This window comes from Synechococcus sp. OH20 (assembly GCF_047502685.1).
In the GTDB taxonomy this organism is placed as follows: Bacteria; Cyanobacteriota; Cyanobacteriia; order Thermostichales; family Thermostichaceae; genus Thermostichus.
Window position 1 is genome coordinate 37,998 of the sequence record NZ_JANSIQ010000011.1, and the last position, 16,226, is coordinate 54,223.

Genomic DNA, 16,226 nt, shown 5'->3' on the forward strand with positions numbered 1-16,226 from the left:
ACATTTTTTTTTTTTTTACTACTGGTACACATACTTATACCTTATGGTCTTCTTCGACATCTATTGAGTTGATTAAGTCTAAGGATTCTTCGCTTCCCACGCCGACGCCCACACCCACACCGACGCCAGAACCAATACCAACACCCACATCAACGCCGGCACCCACTCTCACACCAGAGCCGACGCCCACTCTTGCACCACGTCGCCAGCCGCGCTTTCAACTCCGGCGTCCCCGTCCCACCTCAGAAGGGATCCCGGCTGAGGTCACACCTGCTGTGCCAACCCCAGCGGCTGTAGTGGCCACGCCGAAACCAACACCTAGCCCCTTGCCTACGCCTGCTCCCACTCCAACACCTCAACCTGAGGCTACGCCTTTGCCGCGCATCACTCCTCTCCCGCTGCAGGAGCAACGCGTGCGCCAGCAGGGGTTGCGGCTTTTCCCCTCCGGGCTCCACAGCCCCTACTCGACGGATAACCTGTAGTACGCTGGCGGCTCGAAGGTTTGACTCCACAGGTAGTGTCTAAGGCTCAAAATTTGCCTTAATTTGCCCTAAACTTGGGAAAGCCAAGACGACGGCTTTTCCTTGGGATCTGCCTTGGCTGGTTTGGGGCTGAGGCTTATTGACAACTCTCTCTGAAATCAGCCTCAAAAGGTTGCAGAAATGGGCCAGCAGTCCGTTCGATGCCTTGCTGGGCCGGCCTCTCCGATGGGTTTCTACAGACAAAATAGGCATCTGTAGCGATGTAGAGTGTATCAAAAAACATGTTTTTTATCTCAGTGCAATCTGGTTAACGATTAAGAGAGCATGACCGATTTTACTTGCTTTTTCCCGATCCTATTGGTCTAAGTTTTGAGTAACGGAATCGCTTTATTTTCGTAACATCTACCCGTAGATCAGGGAGCCGACAGAGCCCAGAACTGAGGCACTGCTGGCAGTAGCTCACGGACAGGACTCAATAAATTTAGTGAATCAAATAGGCGCTGAAAGTCTGCATTTTAGGTTGCCAAAACCTTTACGGAAAGGCTTTTCTACTGGTATGAATAAGGTGCTGTTTGCAGCAAGGTCGGCTTCCTAGTGGGAAGAAAGCTTGACGCGACAGCAGAAGAGAAGATTCTGACAGGGCATCAACTTATGGTGTGGGGTTGGATATGTCGGAAAATCTTGAGCTGCAAGACGCAGTGGGGCGTTTCTTAAAAATCATTGGGCGCTACTCGTTGCTCACTGCCGAGGAAGAACTGCGTCTGGCCCACCAAGTGCAGCGGATGATGGCCCTTCTGGAGCAGCGGCGGCAGCACGAGTCGCTGGAGGATTGGAGCCAACGGCTGGGGATCCCTTTAGAGGAGCTGCAGCAGATCCTGCGGCAGGGGGAAGCCGCCAAGAAGCGCATGGTGGAGTGCAACCTGCGCCTGGTGGTGTCGATTGCCAAGCGCTACCGCAACCGCGGTCTGCCCTTTCTGGATCTGATTCAGGAGGGCACCATCGGCCTCACTCGCGCCGTGGAAAAGTTCGATCCCACGCGGGGGTACAAGTTCTCCACCTACGCCACCTGGTGGATCCGGCAGAGCGTGAACCGCGGCATCCAAAACAAGGGGCGCCTGATCCGGCTGCCCGCCCACATGTACGAGAAGGTCTCCCAGGTGAAGCGGCGCTACCGCGAGCTGTCCGCCGAAAGGGGATCCCGGCCTGCCGCAGAGGAAGTTTTCGATTCGCTAGATATTGGCGACAACTACCGCGAACTGATCACCCGCCACATGGCGGAGATGCGTTCTTTGAATGTGGGAGTAGGGGACGAAGACGGCACCGAGCTGCAACATTTTATCCCCGACGAGGACAACGATCCGGTCGAACATCTGAACCGGGTTGCCCATTGCGAGGAGGTGCGCGCTCTGGTGGGCCAACTGAGCGAACGCGAGCAGCAGGTAATTGTGGCCCGCTATGGGCTGGATGGGTCGAAGGGCCTGACGTTGCGGGAGATCGGGGAGCACATCGGTCTTTCGCGGGAGCGAGTCCGGCAAATTGAGCGGCGGGCCCTGCGGAAATTGCGGCGGCTGCAGCAGGAATACTCCACCCCCAAGGCCGGCAGACAGCTCAACCCCCCAAGCTAACTGGAGCCTGCCCCTCTGTAGAAGGGCTTTTTTACCACTTCGGCGGGCCGGCGCTGGCCCCGAATCTCAATCTCCAGCCGGGATCCCACCTTGGCCCAAGTTGAATCCACATATCCCAGGCCAATGCCGTAGCCCAAGGTAGGAGAATGGCTGCCGCTGGTTACCCGCCCGATCAGCTCAGGGGAGTTGGGAGCGTAGATGGCATAGCCGCTGCGGGGAATGGCTCGATCCAACAGGCGAAACCCCACCAGGCGACGCGGGATCCCTTGCTCGCGTTGACGTTCGAGGGCCAGCTTGCCAATGTAGTCCCCTGGATTGTTGACCAACCAACCCAAGTCAGCTTCCAGGGGAGTGGTGCTCTCGTCCATGTCCTGGCCGTAGAGGCAAAAAGCAGCCTCTAGGCGCAGGGTATCGCGGCAGCCGAAGCCACAGGGCTGTACTCCTGCCTGCACCAGTTGCTCCCAGAGCCAGCAGCCCTCTGGGGGGCTAAGCAAGATCTCAAAGCCGTCTTCTCCGGTGTAGCCGGTGCGGGCCACAAAGACCCTTGCCCCTGAGGATCCCCCTTTTTGAGGAGCAAACTGCCCGTGTTGAAAGCGGCGCAAAGCCTTCAGGGATCCCGCCAAAAAAGGCTGAAGGACCTCTTCCGCTGCCGGCCCCTGCACCGCCAGCAGCACTTGGGACTCGGTGTGATCTTGCAGTTCCAGCCCAGGAATCCCCTGCTGCTGCAGCCACTCCCTATCTTTGTGGCGGGTGGCCGCGTTGACGATCAGGCTCCAGTGCTCCAGCTCCCCTTCCGGTGGATGCCGGTAGAAGATGACATCGTCCACAATGCCCCCCAGCGGATTGAGCAAAACCGTGTAGCGAGCGGATCCCGCCCGAACGGCGGCCAGGTCGCTGGGCACCAGCCGGCTGAGGTGGGATCCCAGCTCCGGCCCCCAGAGCTCGAACTTGCCCATGTGGGAGATGTCGAATACCCCCACCCGCTCCCGCACTGCTCGATGCTCGGCCACCACCCCCTGGTACTGCAGGGGCATTTCCCAGCTGGCAAAGGAGACAAACCGCGCCCCCAGAGCTTGATGGAAGGGAAACAGGGGGGTGCGCTGCAGAGAAGTTGTGCCCATCAACGGATCTCTAAGAATCAAGGACTAGGATAAACGCACCGTCGCCGATTCTCCGAGCTTGTCCAGTGCCTTCTGTCCCTGCCATGATCCGCAATTGACAAGCTGGAGCGATCCCTGCAGTTCTGCTGCGACGTTTTGGGAGGCAGCACCGTGAGGCCGTTGTCAGTTAGCCGATCCACCTACGGTTAATTGTCCCAACACGTTGATGTCGAAGGTGAAGTTGATCGTCACCGAGTTGCCCTCATAGGCTTCAGGCAGAGGCAAAAAGGGTGCCGCCCGCTGAATCGCCGTCAGCGCCGCGTCGTCGGTTTGTTGGCTGCCAGATGTGCGCCCTAAGCGAATGCTCTGTAGGTCGCCGGCTCGACCCACGGTGAAGATCACCACCGTGCGGCGGGAAGTGCCGGTCTGCCCTGGGATCCAATTTTGTTCCACTTTCCGTTGCAAAGCTGCCAGCCAAGGGCCCCAATCCACATTGGCCCGCGCCGCCACACTGGGGGGGTTGGGAGCCGACTGGGTGGGGTTGGCCAAGCCGCTGGCTCCTCTGCCCTGGATCCCGGCCCCATCACTGGGAGCGGAAGCGCTGATGGGCGGCCCCAACTGGGAAGCATCGGAGGGCCGCTCAGCAGGGAGAACCTCCGTCGGCGGTTGGGGAGCAGGCGCAACGGGCTGCAATTGGCTGAGATCCGAGGCCCGCTCGCTGGGCTGCACGGGTAGAGGCTCGGCGGTGGGGGGAGGCGTGGGAGCCGGCGTGGCAGGAGGAGCAGCCGCCACGGGCGGCGGGGTCTGGGTGGGAGTGGGTCGGGGGGCTGGGGTGGGCGGAGGTGGGGCTGCAGTTGGGGTTGCCGCAGGCCGAGGAGGAGCCGGAGGCGCAGTTGGTGTGGGGGGTGGGGTAGGTCTAGGAGTGGCCAGGGCAACTTCCGCCGGGGCAGGGGGTGGCACAGGGGCAGGCTGCTGTGGTTGCGGCGGCTGGGGTTGGGGAGCCTCCTGGCGAGGAGCAGCCTGGGATTGGGGTGGACTGCCCTGGGAAGGAGGGGCTTCCGCCCGTTTGCCCCCATCGCGGGAATCCACTTCTGAAACCAGCTTTGCCTCTTCCGGCGGCTTGAGATCTTCTGGCTCCAGAAGGATAAACTCGATGGCTTTTTGTTCTTCCTGGCGAAGCGGCCAAAACCGACTCCAGTAGAGCAAGGCCAGCAGCGCCAGCGCATGCAGCAACAAGGACAGCGCCACCATCCAAAAAAAATCGCGCGACTCGTCCTCGCGGCGGCGCTGTTCAACCCAGATGCTGGCCATGGCCAAGATTGCCCCTTCTTACAAACCTCTCAACACACCGAGTTCTCTTGTTGCAGACTCGGCCACTCCGTCCCGCTGACGCGAGCGGATTACACACTAGCTAGTGTTATAGCATCCGAGCGGTTGGCACTCCTGCGCAAAGGCGTACAGCTTGGGCCTGAGAAGGGATCCCACCTGGCAGCAGCCGTTCCAAAATCGCCTACCTTGATAAAGAGCAGGGATCCTGAGTCGAGCAGGCTGCTTTGCGAGAGAGCCCATGGAACCCATCCGCTTTCATCTGGCCTTTCCCGTTGCCGATATTGCCTTGGCCAAGACTTACTACGGCGAGGGCTTGGGTTGCCAAATCGGTCGGGAAACGCCTGTTTCAGTCATTTTGAACCTCTATGGCCATCAACTGGTGGCCCACCTCACCCAGGAAGAGCTAAGGCCCCAGCGGGGCATCTACCCCCGCCACTTTGGCCTGATCTTCCCTGCCCAAGCAGATTGGCAGGCGCTGGCTGAGCGGGCCCAGGCACGGGGATTGCCTTTCTATCAGGAGCCGCGCTGGCGCTTTGTCGGCACCCCCCTGGAGCACGGCACCTTCTTTTTGCAGGATCCCTTCTACAACCTGCTGGAGTTTAAGCACTACCGCCACACCACCGCCATTTTCGGGGAGCGGGAATGGGCCATGGTCGGGGATGAGGCTTCGCACCGCTCGCGGGAACACCCCTCGGCCCACTCAGGTGGTGGCGAAAGTGGCACATAGCGCGAACAGGAGGGATCCTTTGGCCACTCAACCCCTAGGCCCTGCGCGCGGCCCCATTTGGCAGATGGATTTTAACGCCGTTCCGCTGCGGGATGCGCAGGAGCGGCGGGTTTGGGAGCTGCTGGTGTGCGATGCCAGCGGCCAGTTTCGCCAGGCCCAGTACTGCAGCAACCAAGAGGTCAATAGCACCTGGGTGGCCCAACAGTTGCGCAGCTATTTGGAAGTGGCCCCCCAGCCCCCTTCGGCCATTCGCGTCTTCCGCGCCCGCATGAGCTCCATTTTGCAACGGGCCTGCAACGCCGTTGGGATCCCGATGCTGCCCAGCCGCCGCGTCTATGCCCTCAAGGCCTGGATGCGGGAACGGGCAGAGCAGGTTTACCCTCAGGAAACCCAATTTACCTACAGCCCCGAGCCGCCGGTGGAGACGGATCCGCCGGATCCCATCCCCCTGCCGGACAAGTTGCAGGGGGAGCGCTGGGCGTTCGTTACCTTGCGGGCCGGGGATCTGCGGGATGCCGAGACCTGGCCAATGGAATTTGGTGAGCTGTTCCCCCTAAACTGGGAGGCCCTGGCGCCTGACACAATCATTCCTGGGTTGGTGATTGCCTCGCGGCGGGCGCTGCCCATAGCAGCCTGGCTGAGCGGTATGGAGCCTGCCTACTTGACGGTGGCGGAGGGACGGCTGCTGTTCGAGGCTGGCCTCAGCGATTGCTACCTGTTTGCGCAACTAAAAGATGAAAAGCTGCAAGCGGAGGCAGAAGGCTTTGCCCAACGCCAACGCCAAGCCCAAGGGATCCACTTCCTCGCCATCCAAAGCGATTTCCGGGCCCAGTCTTTCGCCGGCTTTTGGCTGATGCAGCATCCCCTTTAAAACCGTTGTCGGCCCCTTACGTGGATCCTCAAGCTAGCTGTGTTGGCAAAGCAACACAAAAACGGTAGCAGCAGCTCCGCGAGCGCCTCGCCAAATCCCACAAAGGCCGATTCTTTCGTTGACCCGCTCGATGCCTTGCGCCACAAGGCTTTCAGGCCTCTCACCCCCCCTCTTCCAGGCTCTTTTTTGCCGTCTTCGACCGACCCCCTCGCAAATGGGTCTTGCATTCCTTGCCCCGCTTGGGTTTAATAAGGGTAGAGGTTCCCCTTCGGGGGGATCCCTAGAAATTGGAAACCAGTGAGGGAAGCCGCGATGGGCCTATTGCACGCGCACAGGTTCCCCTTCGGGGGGATCCCTAGAAATTGGAAACAAGAGAGGGGAGCTGTTGTTTTGGAGAAAGGAGAAAGAGCGGTTCCCCTTCGGGGGGATCCCTAGAAATTGGAAACTGAAGATCCGAAACTCCAAACGATCTTCGTTCCTCAAGGTTCCCCTTCGGGGGGATCCCTAGAAATTGGAAACTCGAGCTGGTCGATGAGCTCGTCGCTCACCTGAGAGGGTTCCCCTTCGGGGGGATCCCTAGAAATTGGAAACGCCCGCCTCAAGGCGGAGCGGCAGCCGGGCAACGGCCGCGGGTTCCCCTTCGGGGGGATCCCTAGAAATTGGAAACCATCACATCCCCTCCATAATCAGGACACTCGCCGGACGAGGTTCCCCTTCGGGGGGATCCCTAGAAATTGGAAACCGGAGTCTTCGCAGCAGCAAGTATCTGCAGCAATTCTTCGGGGTTCCCCTTCGGGGGGATCCCTAGAAATTGGAAACACAGATATTTTGGGTTGAAGCTGACGGTCAGTGGGCCGGTTCCCCTTCGGGGGGATCCCTAGAAATTGGAAACTCGTCCAGAGTTCGAATCATGTTCCCCTTCTCTTCTTGGTTCCCCTTCGGGGGGATCCCTAGAAATTGGAAACTTGCGAGCCAGGTAGTTAAGCTTAGCTTTCTCCTCAAGGTTCCCCTTCGGGGGGATCCCTAGAAATTGGAAACACTACTAGACGGGTTGAGGGGTGCGCCAACCCCTTTAATGGTTCCCCTTCGGGGGGATCCCTAGAAATTGGAAACACGCTGGCCAGTCTGGAAGGATCTGAATTAGCTCGCGAAGGGTTCCCCTTCGGGGGGATCCCTAGAAATTGGAAACGCTAATCCCTCCCTCTGCCTGTGCTTGCAGGTTTAGCGGTTCCCCTTCGGGGGGATCCCTAGAAATTGGAAACCCAGAAATAATCACCCCTCGACGATAGTCAACGTCGGGAACGGGGTTCCCCTTCGGGGGGATCCCTAGAAATTGGAAACAATGTTGATGATGGTGTAATCGGAACGTATGTCGACAGGTTCCCCTTCGGGGGGATCCCTAGAAATTGGAAACTGGTCGCCGGTTTCACCGGCTTAGGCTTCGCCGGCTTAGGTTCCCCTTCGGGGGGATCCCTAGAAATTGGAAACCCGGGACGACGGGGCGGGCCAGTGCTGCTACGCCCAGGGTGGGGTTCCCCTTCGGGGGGATCCAACTTCCCTCACCCCTGGCCCCTCTCCCAGTGGGAGAGGGGAGGCGAGCGGTTAGCTCTTCGGGGGATCCCTAGAAATTGGAAGGAAAAGAAAAGAAATTGGAAACTCCCTAGAAAAGGCGGCTACGGAACTCCGAGTAGATCTCGGCATAAGCCTTGACCCACTCGGAATCCGGCTGGATGAGGCGTTCCACCTGTACCAAGCGATCGGCAGCCTGCTGCACCGAACAGCACCAATAGGCTGAGGCGGCCAGGATGGCTGCCCCTACCGCCGGCTCCGGGTGCCTGACCACTGCCAGGGGGCGGGCGAGGATGCTGGCCCGCAGGCGCAGCCAGAGGGGGCTTTTGCAGCCGCCGCCAGTGGTTAATAGCGGCTCTTGCACTGGGATCCCGTGGGCAATCAAGGTTTCCAGCCCCAGCCGCTCCACCATCGCCACCCCTTCCAAAAGAGCTGCATAAAAGCGAAGGGATCCCACTTCCGCCTGGGGCAAGAAGCCGGCAAATTCGCTATCCAGGATGGGAAAACGCTCGCCGGGCCGGCAGAGAGGATAGCTGACTAGGCCCGTGGGCAGATGGGCCTCCGCCTGCCGATCCAAGGCAGCAAAGTCGCCGCCGGGAAAGAAGTGGGGCAGGACGCCGCCGCCGCAAAAGGAGGCCGCCCCCGGCCACCAACCGCTGCGGTCGGGGTGCAGATGAGAATAGATACTCGGCGTTTGCACAGGGTCAGGGCTGTTGGCCTTGAAGATAAGAGTTGTGCCCAGGCTGGTGGAAACCTGCCCCAAGCGAGTAGCTCCTGCTGCCAGTTGCCCGGCGCAGCCATCGGTGATCCCGGCAGCAATCAGCACTTCTGGCCCCAGCTCCCACTCAGGCCGCACCGTTCCCAGAACTGTTCCTGGCGCCACCACCTCAGGAAAGCGCTTGGGATCAAGGCCCTGCTGAGATAGCCGCTCCCGCGGCCAGGTGTAGGTTTCCAGGTCAAAGCCGCTCTTGAGGGCATGGGTGTGATCGGTTACCCGCCGGCGGCCCCCCAGTTGGCTGAGGAGAAAGTCCGCCGGATGGGCCAGGTAGCTGTCCCGGTATTGGTCGGGATGGGCCTCTGCCCACCACAGCCAGCGGCCGAGCCCCCAACTGGCAGGGATCCCCAGGCGCTGGGCCTGGGCCTGGCCCCGCCGGTCGGAATACAGCCAGGCTTGATCCAGCGGCATGCCCCGCCCGTCCACCGGCAGCACTGTACCCGAGGTGCTGCAGGCACTGAGGGCAACAATGGCACAGCGATCCCCCAGTTGAGCTTTGAGGTGGCCCAGCAGTGCCTTCAGGGTGCGCAGCCAGCGGCCTGGATTGGTTTCCGGGGGATCCCAGGAGCGCTCGCTTTTGACCACCACCTCCCCTGTCTCGGAGAGGGCCACCACCCGCATCCCCGAAGTGCCCAGATCGATCCCGAGAAATACAGGGGACATTCAGAGGGGCCGGTAAACTCGGTAGTTGATGTTGGGGAAGATGTTGTCCATGTATTCCACCTTGGCCAGCCACTGCTCGTCTTCGGGGGTGGCTTTTTCTCGCCGCAACTGGCCGGCTTGGATCTTCTCATAGAGGTGATTGAAGCGCAGCAGGTGGGACTTGGTGCGGCGTACGGCATAGGGAACCATCGTCCCCGTGCGCATGATGAAGGCCCAGTCGGAAGATTGGGCCAACAGCACTTCCCGCGCCGCCTGGTTCAGGGCTCGCCACTCCAGGTCATCGGCGGGCTCACGGCGGCTCAGCTCGATCATCCGCTCGGTGGCCTTGTGCAAGTGGGGATAGATCCAGGCGTTGGTGGGGTTGAGCCAGTACTCGTGGAAGCCGCGCGCCCCCCAACTGGATTGGGCCGGTTTGCACACCTGTTGGGTGGGGTTCTCCCGCAAGTACTCCGCCAGGTGGGTCATGCGATAGGTGGTTTGGTCGAAGTAGCTCTTGCGAATGAGAAAATCCAAAAACCAGGGGCCCTCGTACCACCAATGGCCGAACAGCTCAGCATCGTAGGGAGCCACCACCAGCGGCGGGCGCCCCATGACGCTGTGCAGATATTCGATCTGTCGCTGGCGGTTGAACATGAAGTTGCCCGCATGTTCTGCCGCCTTCTCCCTGGCCCAGTAGGGATCGTAAAGTTGCTTTTGCCCCAGATCTAGGTTGCGCCCCGTGATGCGATGGTACTTGATGCCGGTGTTTTTCCGCTGGCCGTTGGGCATGATGTAGGGCTTGATGTATTCGTAGTCGGCCTCATACCCTAGGTCTTTGTAGAACTCGCGATAGACGGGATCCCCGGGGTAGCCCACCTCCGCCGACCACACCTGTTGGGAAGACTCGTGATCCCGACCGAAGACGGCAACACCGGTCTCGGTAAAGATGGGGGCGTACATGCCGTAACGGGGCCGTGGCTTGGCGTAGAGCAGGCCGTGGGCGTCGGTGATCATGTAGCGCAGGCCGGCATCGGCGATCATCCGCTCCAGCCCTTGGTAGTAGGCGCATTCCGGCAGCCAGATCCCCCGCGGCCATTGGCCAAAGTGTTCGTTGTAGTGCTCGCAGGCCACAATCAGCTGCGCCCAAACCGCCTGCGGGTACATCTGCATCAGGGGCAGGTAGCCGTGGGTGGCGCCACAGGTAATGATCTCCAAGTTGCCGCTGTCCTGAAACTGTTTGAAGGCCCGCACCAGGTCTCGGTCGTAGCGCTCCCAGAGATCGCGGACCATGGCAAATTGCTTGATGTAGTGCTCGGCTAGGTAGCGAATGTGGCCGTTGGTGGCGTTCTTGTCGTACTCCAGTTGGGCCAGCTCTTCCACCTTGGTTAGATAGTGGTCGTAGCGCTCCTGCAGCAAGGGATCCCGCAGCATCGACACCAGCGGCGGCGTCAGAGACATGGTGAAGCGAAAGTCGATGCCATCTCGCCGCAGCCCCTCGAACATGTGCAGCAGCGGGACATAGGTCTCGGTGATGGCTTCGTAGAGCCACTCTTCTTCCAGCACAAAGTCCTGCTCCGGGTGGCGCACAAAGGGCAGGTGTGCGTGGAGTACCAAGGCAAGATAGCCTATCATGGCGGCTAGGGATCCTCAGGTGGGAGAAGATAAGGGAGCAAGCTTTCCTTCCCCAGCAATCAATCTGTAGGGAAGGTTAAGAGCAGCATTGCTACCTATCGTCCAGCATTTCCCCCTCGCGGTCAAGGGCTGGGATCGCTGGGGATCGCTGGTGGCCGCCGGGGGGATGTTGGTCAGGACCAGCGGTGGCGAATTTGGTCGTAGATCTCTAGGTATTCTTTGCCGGGGTAGTTCCAGGAGTAGTCGTAGCTCATGCCTTGGGTTTGCAGTTGGCGAAACTGGTCGGGGGCGGTGTACCACAGGTCGATGGCCCGATCCAGCGCCGACTCTAGGGCTGCGTGATCCGTGTGGTAGAACACGTAGCCATTGCGTTGCTCAGGCAATTTGCAACTGTCGTAGTCGCGGTCAAAAACGGTATCCACCAGGCCGCCCACGCCCCTCACCACCGGAACTGTGCCGTACTTGAGGCCGATCATCTGGGTGAGGCCGCAGGGCTCGTAGTGGCTGGGCACCACCAGGATGTCTGCCCCTGCATAGATGAGGTGGGAAAGTTCTTCGTTGAAACCCAGCTCGATGTGAACGTCGGGGTTGTCGTTGAGGTAGCGTTTCTCATGGGCAAACCAGGCGCCGATCCCCGGCTCCGTGGCGGATCCCAGTAGGACAAACTGGGCATTTTTGAACAGGGAGCGGTAGATGGCGTGGTGCACCAGATGCACGCCTTTCTGTTCATCGAGGCGTCCGATATAGGCCACAATCGGCTTTTCGACATCTTGCAACAGCAGCCGTTCTCGCAGGGCTCTTTTGTTTTTGGCCTTGTTTTCCAAAGTTTGCGCTGTATAGCGAAAAGGAATAAAGCGATCAATCTCAGGGTTCCAAATATCGTAATCGATGCCGTTCAGGACGCCGCGAAACTTGTGCTGGTGTAAATAAAGCGTGTGACCCAGCCCATAGCCGTAATCGCCAAATCGCACTTCCAGGGCGTGGTTGGGAGAAACCGTGGTGACAAAGTTGGAAAAGACGATCCCGCCCTTCATAAAGTTGAGGGCAAAGGGGTTAAAGTTATCTCGCAGACGATCGTAGTGGAAGTAATAGGGCTCCCGATTGAGGCCAGTGGCCCAAAGAATTTCCGGGCCGCCAAAGCCCTGGTGCTTGAAGTTGTGGATGGTGTAGCATACCCGCTGGTTTTCCATGCCGTGGTACTTGTAGATCTCAAAGAGCAGTACCGGCACCAGTCCTGTCTGCCAGTCGTGACAGTGGATGATGTCGGGGCGCTTGTTGCTTTTGAGGAGAAACTCCAAAGCTGCCTTGCTGAAAAAAGCAAAGCGCATGTTGTCGTCTGGGCAACCATAGTAGCAGCCGCGATTGAAGAAGTTGTCGCCGGAGTGGGGCTCAATAAAAAAGCAAAGGCGGCCATGTACCCAGCCGCAGTACACCGAGCAGTGGATGGCTCCCCCATACCAGGGCACCCAGAGGTCGCGGTAGGCATCGTGCAAGCCCCAGATCTGGTCGTAGCGCATGGTGTCGTACTTGGGCAAAACCAGCTCGACACAGTGCCCCCGCACTTCTAGCTCCCGGCTGAGGCCGTACACCACATCCCCTAGCCCACCCACCTTAATGACGGGGGCACATTCCGACGCAATCTGCACGATGTACATTTCGAGATCTCCCGTAGCACCGCCTTACTTTTCTTCACAAAAGATAATCTCTTTTGGCTTCGCTAGCCCATCCCCCGCCTCAGCGAAAAGGGATCCCCGAATAGGGATCCCTTCTGGCAGAACAGGCGCGATTTGGCTGGGCTATCTAGGAGCTTGGATCCCTCAATACCACTGCTGGGCGTAGAGGCGCTGCACCAGATAGAAAACAAACAGGTTCACGTCCACGCGGCGCTCGTCGATCATAAAAGACTCGAGGGTGCTGGCCGGGGATCCTTCAACAGCACAGCGGAAGAACTTGGGCCCGTTGAGGGATCCCTCAGCAAAGAGGACGCTAAACTGCTTCTTGCCGCCGGCAAATGAGCCGACCAGCGTCTTGCCCTCCAGCCGCAGTTGCAGATCGTTGACGCCGCGTTTCTCAAAAGCGGCGATGGTTGCTGGGATCAGGTCTTCTGCAATCAGTTGCTCAAAAGGCTTCTCTTCCTTGGCTGGTTTTTTCGCCGCGGCTTTGGCGGAGCCAGTCGCCTCAGTAGCAGGATTGGCGACCTCGACAGGGGCCGACTTTTCGCCAGTGGTCTCTTGAGGGGTGGGTTCTCCAGACATGGATCGGTGCTCCGACAACAAGTAAGTTGGGCTACAGACTCAAATGGGCTAGATCTGTCCAGAAGGGCGAAGAGGGCTAGCCTTTGGGGATGTACTGGCCGACGATCCCTTCGGCAGGGATCTGGGGGAAGCCCATGCTGTAGTTGGGAGTACGCCCCTGCAGGTTGTAGGCAATCTCCCCCTGCTTGAGGAGAGAGCGAATGAAGTGTTCCAGGTCAGACCCGATGCGCCGTAGGTTGTACTCGGTCAGATCCCGGCCCCTGTACTCTTCCACCAATTCCTCAAAGCGGGCATAGACCTTCTGCAGGGCGGCATCGTTCCAGACCAGCTCGTTATCCGGATCCACATCGAGGGTGAGCAGATCGTCGCGGGGCACAAAGTTGTTGTCGGCAGTAACCTCGCCGGCAAAGATGTGAACGTGGCGGGTGGTACACTTCAGCATTACAATGGCTCCAATCTGGATCTAACCTTCTCAACAGCGTATCACTACCTAGCGCCAGTGGGGGATCCGCCATTTGTCCTCAGCCTGATTCCGCCTAGGTTTTCTCTATGCCTGCTGCTGTTTCCCCACTGGAGCGACTACACATCGAGGTAACCAACGTTTGCAACTTTAAGTGTGAGTTTTGTCCAGATGCGATCATGCAACGGCGGCGGGGGCATATGGATCCCGCGCTGCTGGAGCAGATTTTGGCAGAGGTAGCGGCAACAGGGCTAGCCCGCGTGATTGCTTTTCACCTGATGGGGGAGCCGTTGCTCTACCCACACCTTTTTGAGGGCATTCACAGGGCCGCTGAGCTTGGTCTCCGCCTGCACTTGACCAGCAACGGTAGCACCTTCGCCCTCTGGCCAGAGCACGTTGAAAAGCTGAGCCGCAGCCGGCTGACGAAGTTGACGCTCTCTCTGCAAACTCCCGATCCGGCTACCTTCAGCATCCGCGGAGCACCGACCCGCCTGACGCCGGAGCGCTACTTTGCCGGGATCACCCAGTTTCTGCAGACGCATTTGCGCTCGACCAGCCCTACGCGGGTGCATCTCAAGTTCCTGGATACTAGCCCCCACCCTTTTTTGGTGCCGCACAAGGCTCTTTCGGTGATCGATTCTGCCCAGCAGATGCGCGCTCAGCTCTCGGCTTGGGCCAGACGAGCTTTGCAAGGGATCCCTGATGCACCGGCTCCCGATTGGGTGGACGCCCAGATTGCCACTTATCGAGCGGGCCGCTGGCAGCAGATCCCCATCCATCCGCGCTTGGTTTTGGAAACGTTCCCGTTGGACAGTTGGGGCAATGTGGAAACAAACCGGGTGATCCCAGCCCGTTGGGGATACTGCAATGGGGCTTCTGCTCAGGCGGGGATCCTCTACGACGGTACGGTGGTGCCTTGCTGCAAAGACTACGAAGGGCGAATCCCACTGGGGCAGGTGGCGCCGGGGAGATCCCTGGCCGACACTTTGCGGGGCCAGCCGGCCTGTGTGCTGCGGCAGGGGTTCCATCGCTTGCAGGTGAACCATCCCGTTTGCCAGCGCTGTATGGGCGGAGACACTTTCGCCAAAGCCTTGGCCAGGCAAGTGGGTTCTGTTGTCTACTTCAAGGTGTACCGGCCCTGGAAACAGAGCTTGGATCCCGGCTGGGGACAAGTGTGAATGGTTTCCAGATAAAGTCAATGCCCCCTGGCGGCCCCACGTGACTTTCTTTTGGGCGGCTCAGGTATCGGGAGGGAGTTCCAAGACCAGTGGCCCCAGCAAGCCCTTGCGATAGTCGTTGAGAATTTGCCGCGCCGCTCGTTCGGGATTCCCCTGATAGCGTCGCTCGGCCAGCTCTTGCACGGCTACGTTGCCGAGAGGGATCGCATCCGTCCAGCCGTAGCGCTTTTGTAGGAGCGCTTGGGCTTGGGGCTGCACCTTCAGCACCTGATCCAAAAAGTGGGCCGCCACCCGTTCGGGATCGTAGGCGGCTGCGCCGATGTCATCGCAGATGGCCAACAGAGAGGCCGCCTGCTGATCCGGCAGAGAGGGCGGAATGATGCCCGGCGAGTCCAACAGATCCAACTCCCCTCCCAGCCGCACCCATCGCAATTGCCGCGTCACCCCCGGACGTGCGGCGCTCTCGACGGCCCGCCGCCCCAAAAGCCGGTTCAGCAAAGCGGATTTGCCCACGTTGGGAAAGCCCACCACCACGGCCCGAACCGCCCGCGGTCGCATGCCCCGCTGTTGACGTCGCCTATTGACCGCCTGCCCCAGTTGCAAAATCGCCTGTTTAAGGCGATTCACTCCTTCTCCCGATTGGCCGTTGGTGGGATAGACAGGGATCCCTTGCCGTAAAAAATACTCCTGCCAAGCTTTCAGATCCCTGGCTTCGATACAATCCACCCTGTTCAGAGCCAGGAGGCGAGGTTTTTCCCCCAGCCATTGGCCCAGATCGGGATGGCGGCTGGCCAACGGGATCCGTGCATCCACCACCTCGATCGCCACATCCACCCGCTGCAACTGTTCCCGCAATTGGCCAATGGCCTTGGCAATATGGCCGGGATACCACTGGATGGCCGGAGAACCCATGCCGCCAAAACTTTGAGAGTGAACAACAGCAATCAGCAGTGGGATCCAATCTAGCCCAATTCCCCACAAGAGGCTCGACTGGCCCACCAAAGTATTCAATAATACAAGGCAGAGAGCGCTAGGATCCCTCGCCTGGGCAAGCTAATGTTAAGGCATGTAACAGAGGAGAACTATGGTCAAGCGCGTGCGATTGGATCCCATTGCCCAGGTGTCTGAGATTGCCACCAACAGCAATTTGCTCTCGGTGCTGCTGCAAGAAGAGCTGAATGTGTTGAAAGAGTGCGGCGGGCGCGGCCTCTGTGCCACCTGCCATGTGTATGTGAAAGAGGGGATGGAGTCTCTCTCGCCGGTCACCAAGCGGGAGCAGCGCACTCTGGAGGTGATCACCACTTGCAAGCCCAATTCCCGACTGGCCTGCCAAGCGCGGGTCCTGGGAGAAGGGGTGGTGGTGGAATTGCCGGCGGGGATGTACATCAATGCCTTTAAGGATATCGAGGCGTTGATCGGGCGGCGGGCCGAACAGCCGCTCTTGCACCCTGTAACCGGCGCGATTTTGGTCCAGCAAGGCAAGCTGATTACGCGCTCGGTGCTGGAATCGGTGAGGGATCTGGATCTGGATATCCAAGAGGCTTTGACTCGCAGCAGCCGAGATTTTTAGTGTTCGCGAAG

The 16,226-nt window shown here is 59.5% G+C and carries 13 protein-coding genes, 1 pseudogene and 1 CRISPR repeat array; of the genes and pseudogenes, 6 read left to right on the forward strand and 8 right to left on the reverse strand.

Translation table 11 applies throughout. The features are described from left to right. Both NW826_RS02190 and NW826_RS02195 read left to right on the forward strand, forming a co-directional pair. Positions 1 to 482: pseudogene (locus NW826_RS02190) on the forward strand (hypothetical protein); the annotation flags it as partial. A gap of 668 nt (positions 483 to 1,150) precedes the next feature. After that, positions 1,151 to 2,107: a sigma-70 family RNA polymerase sigma factor gene (locus NW826_RS02195; protein WP_414509330.1), complete on the forward strand. Its 957-nt coding sequence runs from the start codon at positions 1,151 to 1,153 to the stop codon at positions 2,105 to 2,107. On the opposite strand, the gene gcvT is transcribed toward NW826_RS02195, so the two are convergent. Together gcvT and NW826_RS02205 are read right to left on the reverse strand one after the other, a co-directional pair. Then, positions 2,104 to 3,228, reverse strand: a complete 1,125-nt coding sequence (gene gcvT / locus NW826_RS02200) for a glycine cleavage system aminomethyltransferase GcvT (RefSeq protein ID WP_414509331.1) — start codon at positions 3,226 to 3,228, stop codon at positions 2,104 to 2,106. The two genes, NW826_RS02195 and gcvT, sit on opposite strands and share 4 nt — an antisense overlap. Positions 3,229 to 3,390: 162 nt before the next feature. Beyond that, positions 3,391 to 4,518: an energy transducer TonB gene (locus NW826_RS02205; RefSeq protein WP_414509332.1), complete on the reverse strand. Its 1,128-nt coding sequence runs from the start codon at positions 4,516 to 4,518 to the stop codon at positions 3,391 to 3,393. Between the two features lie 256 nt (positions 4,519 to 4,774). Here NW826_RS02205 and NW826_RS02210 point away from each other — a divergent pair, with 256 nt between their 5' ends. Both NW826_RS02210 and NW826_RS02215 read left to right on the forward strand, forming a co-directional pair. Then, positions 4,775 to 5,263, forward strand: coding sequence for a VOC family protein (locus NW826_RS02210; protein WP_414335947.1), 489 nt, complete (start codon positions 4,775 to 4,777; stop codon positions 5,261 to 5,263). Between the two features lie 19 nt (positions 5,264 to 5,282). After that, a complete protein-coding gene (locus NW826_RS02215) occupies positions 5,283 to 6,134 on the forward strand; it encodes a Tab2 family RNA-binding protein (RefSeq protein ID WP_414369081.1) in 852 nt (283 codons plus the stop codon). Between the two features lie 259 nt (positions 6,135 to 6,393). Beyond that, positions 6,394 to 7,622: a CRISPR direct-repeat array (repeat unit 36 nt; unit sequence GGTTCCCCTTCGGGGGGATCCCTAGAAATTGGAAAC). A 172-nt stretch (positions 7,623 to 7,794) separates the two neighbouring features. Here the strand turns inward: NW826_RS02215 and NW826_RS02220 are convergent. The 5 genes from NW826_RS02220 to NW826_RS02240 all read right to left on the reverse strand — a co-directional run bounded on the left by NW826_RS02220 (position 7,795) and on the right by NW826_RS02240 (position 13,449). Beyond that, positions 7,795 to 9,141: an FGGY-family carbohydrate kinase gene (locus tag NW826_RS02220; protein WP_414509333.1), complete on the reverse strand. Its 1,347-nt coding sequence runs from the start codon at positions 9,139 to 9,141 to the stop codon at positions 7,795 to 7,797. Then, the gene (locus NW826_RS02225; RefSeq protein WP_414509334.1) at positions 9,142 to 10,752 is read right to left on the reverse strand and encodes a glycoside hydrolase family 57 protein; all 1,611 of its coding nucleotides are present in this window, start codon (positions 10,750 to 10,752) and stop codon (positions 9,142 to 9,144) included. Positions 10,753 to 10,925: 173 nt separating this feature from the next. Further along, positions 10,926 to 12,407 carry a glycogen synthase GlgA gene (glgA, locus tag NW826_RS02230; protein ID WP_414509335.1) on the reverse strand — a complete coding sequence of 494 codons (1,482 nt, stop codon included), beginning with the start codon at positions 12,405 to 12,407 and terminating at the stop codon, positions 10,926 to 10,928. Between the two features lie 162 nt (positions 12,408 to 12,569). After that, positions 12,570 to 13,007, reverse strand: a complete 438-nt coding sequence (locus NW826_RS02235; RefSeq protein ID WP_414509336.1) for a DUF2996 domain-containing protein — start codon at positions 13,005 to 13,007, stop codon at positions 12,570 to 12,572. Positions 13,008 to 13,083: 76 nt separating this feature from the next. Next, positions 13,084 to 13,449, reverse strand: a complete 366-nt coding sequence (locus tag NW826_RS02240; RefSeq protein WP_414335694.1) for an NAD(P)H-quinone oxidoreductase subunit M — start codon at positions 13,447 to 13,449, stop codon at positions 13,084 to 13,086. A gap of 107 nt (positions 13,450 to 13,556) precedes the next feature. Between NW826_RS02240 and NW826_RS02245 the strand changes: the two genes are divergently transcribed. Further along, the gene (locus tag NW826_RS02245; RefSeq protein ID WP_414509337.1) at positions 13,557 to 14,645 is read left to right on the forward strand and encodes a radical SAM/SPASM domain-containing protein; all 1,089 of its coding nucleotides are present in this window, start codon (positions 13,557 to 13,559) and stop codon (positions 14,643 to 14,645) included. Between the two features lie 60 nt (positions 14,646 to 14,705). Here NW826_RS02245 and ylqF read toward each other — a convergent pair whose 3' ends face one another. Beyond that, positions 14,706 to 15,557, reverse strand: a complete 852-nt coding sequence (gene ylqF, locus NW826_RS02250) for a ribosome biogenesis GTPase YlqF (RefSeq protein WP_414335692.1) — start codon at positions 15,555 to 15,557, stop codon at positions 14,706 to 14,708. A 172-nt stretch (positions 15,558 to 15,729) separates the two neighbouring features. Between ylqF and NW826_RS02255 the strand changes: the two genes are divergently transcribed. Further along, the gene (locus tag NW826_RS02255; RefSeq protein WP_414335682.1) at positions 15,730 to 16,215 is read left to right on the forward strand and encodes a 2Fe-2S iron-sulfur cluster-binding protein; all 486 of its coding nucleotides are present in this window, start codon (positions 15,730 to 15,732) and stop codon (positions 16,213 to 16,215) included. Positions 16,216 to 16,226: the final 11 nt, after the last annotated feature.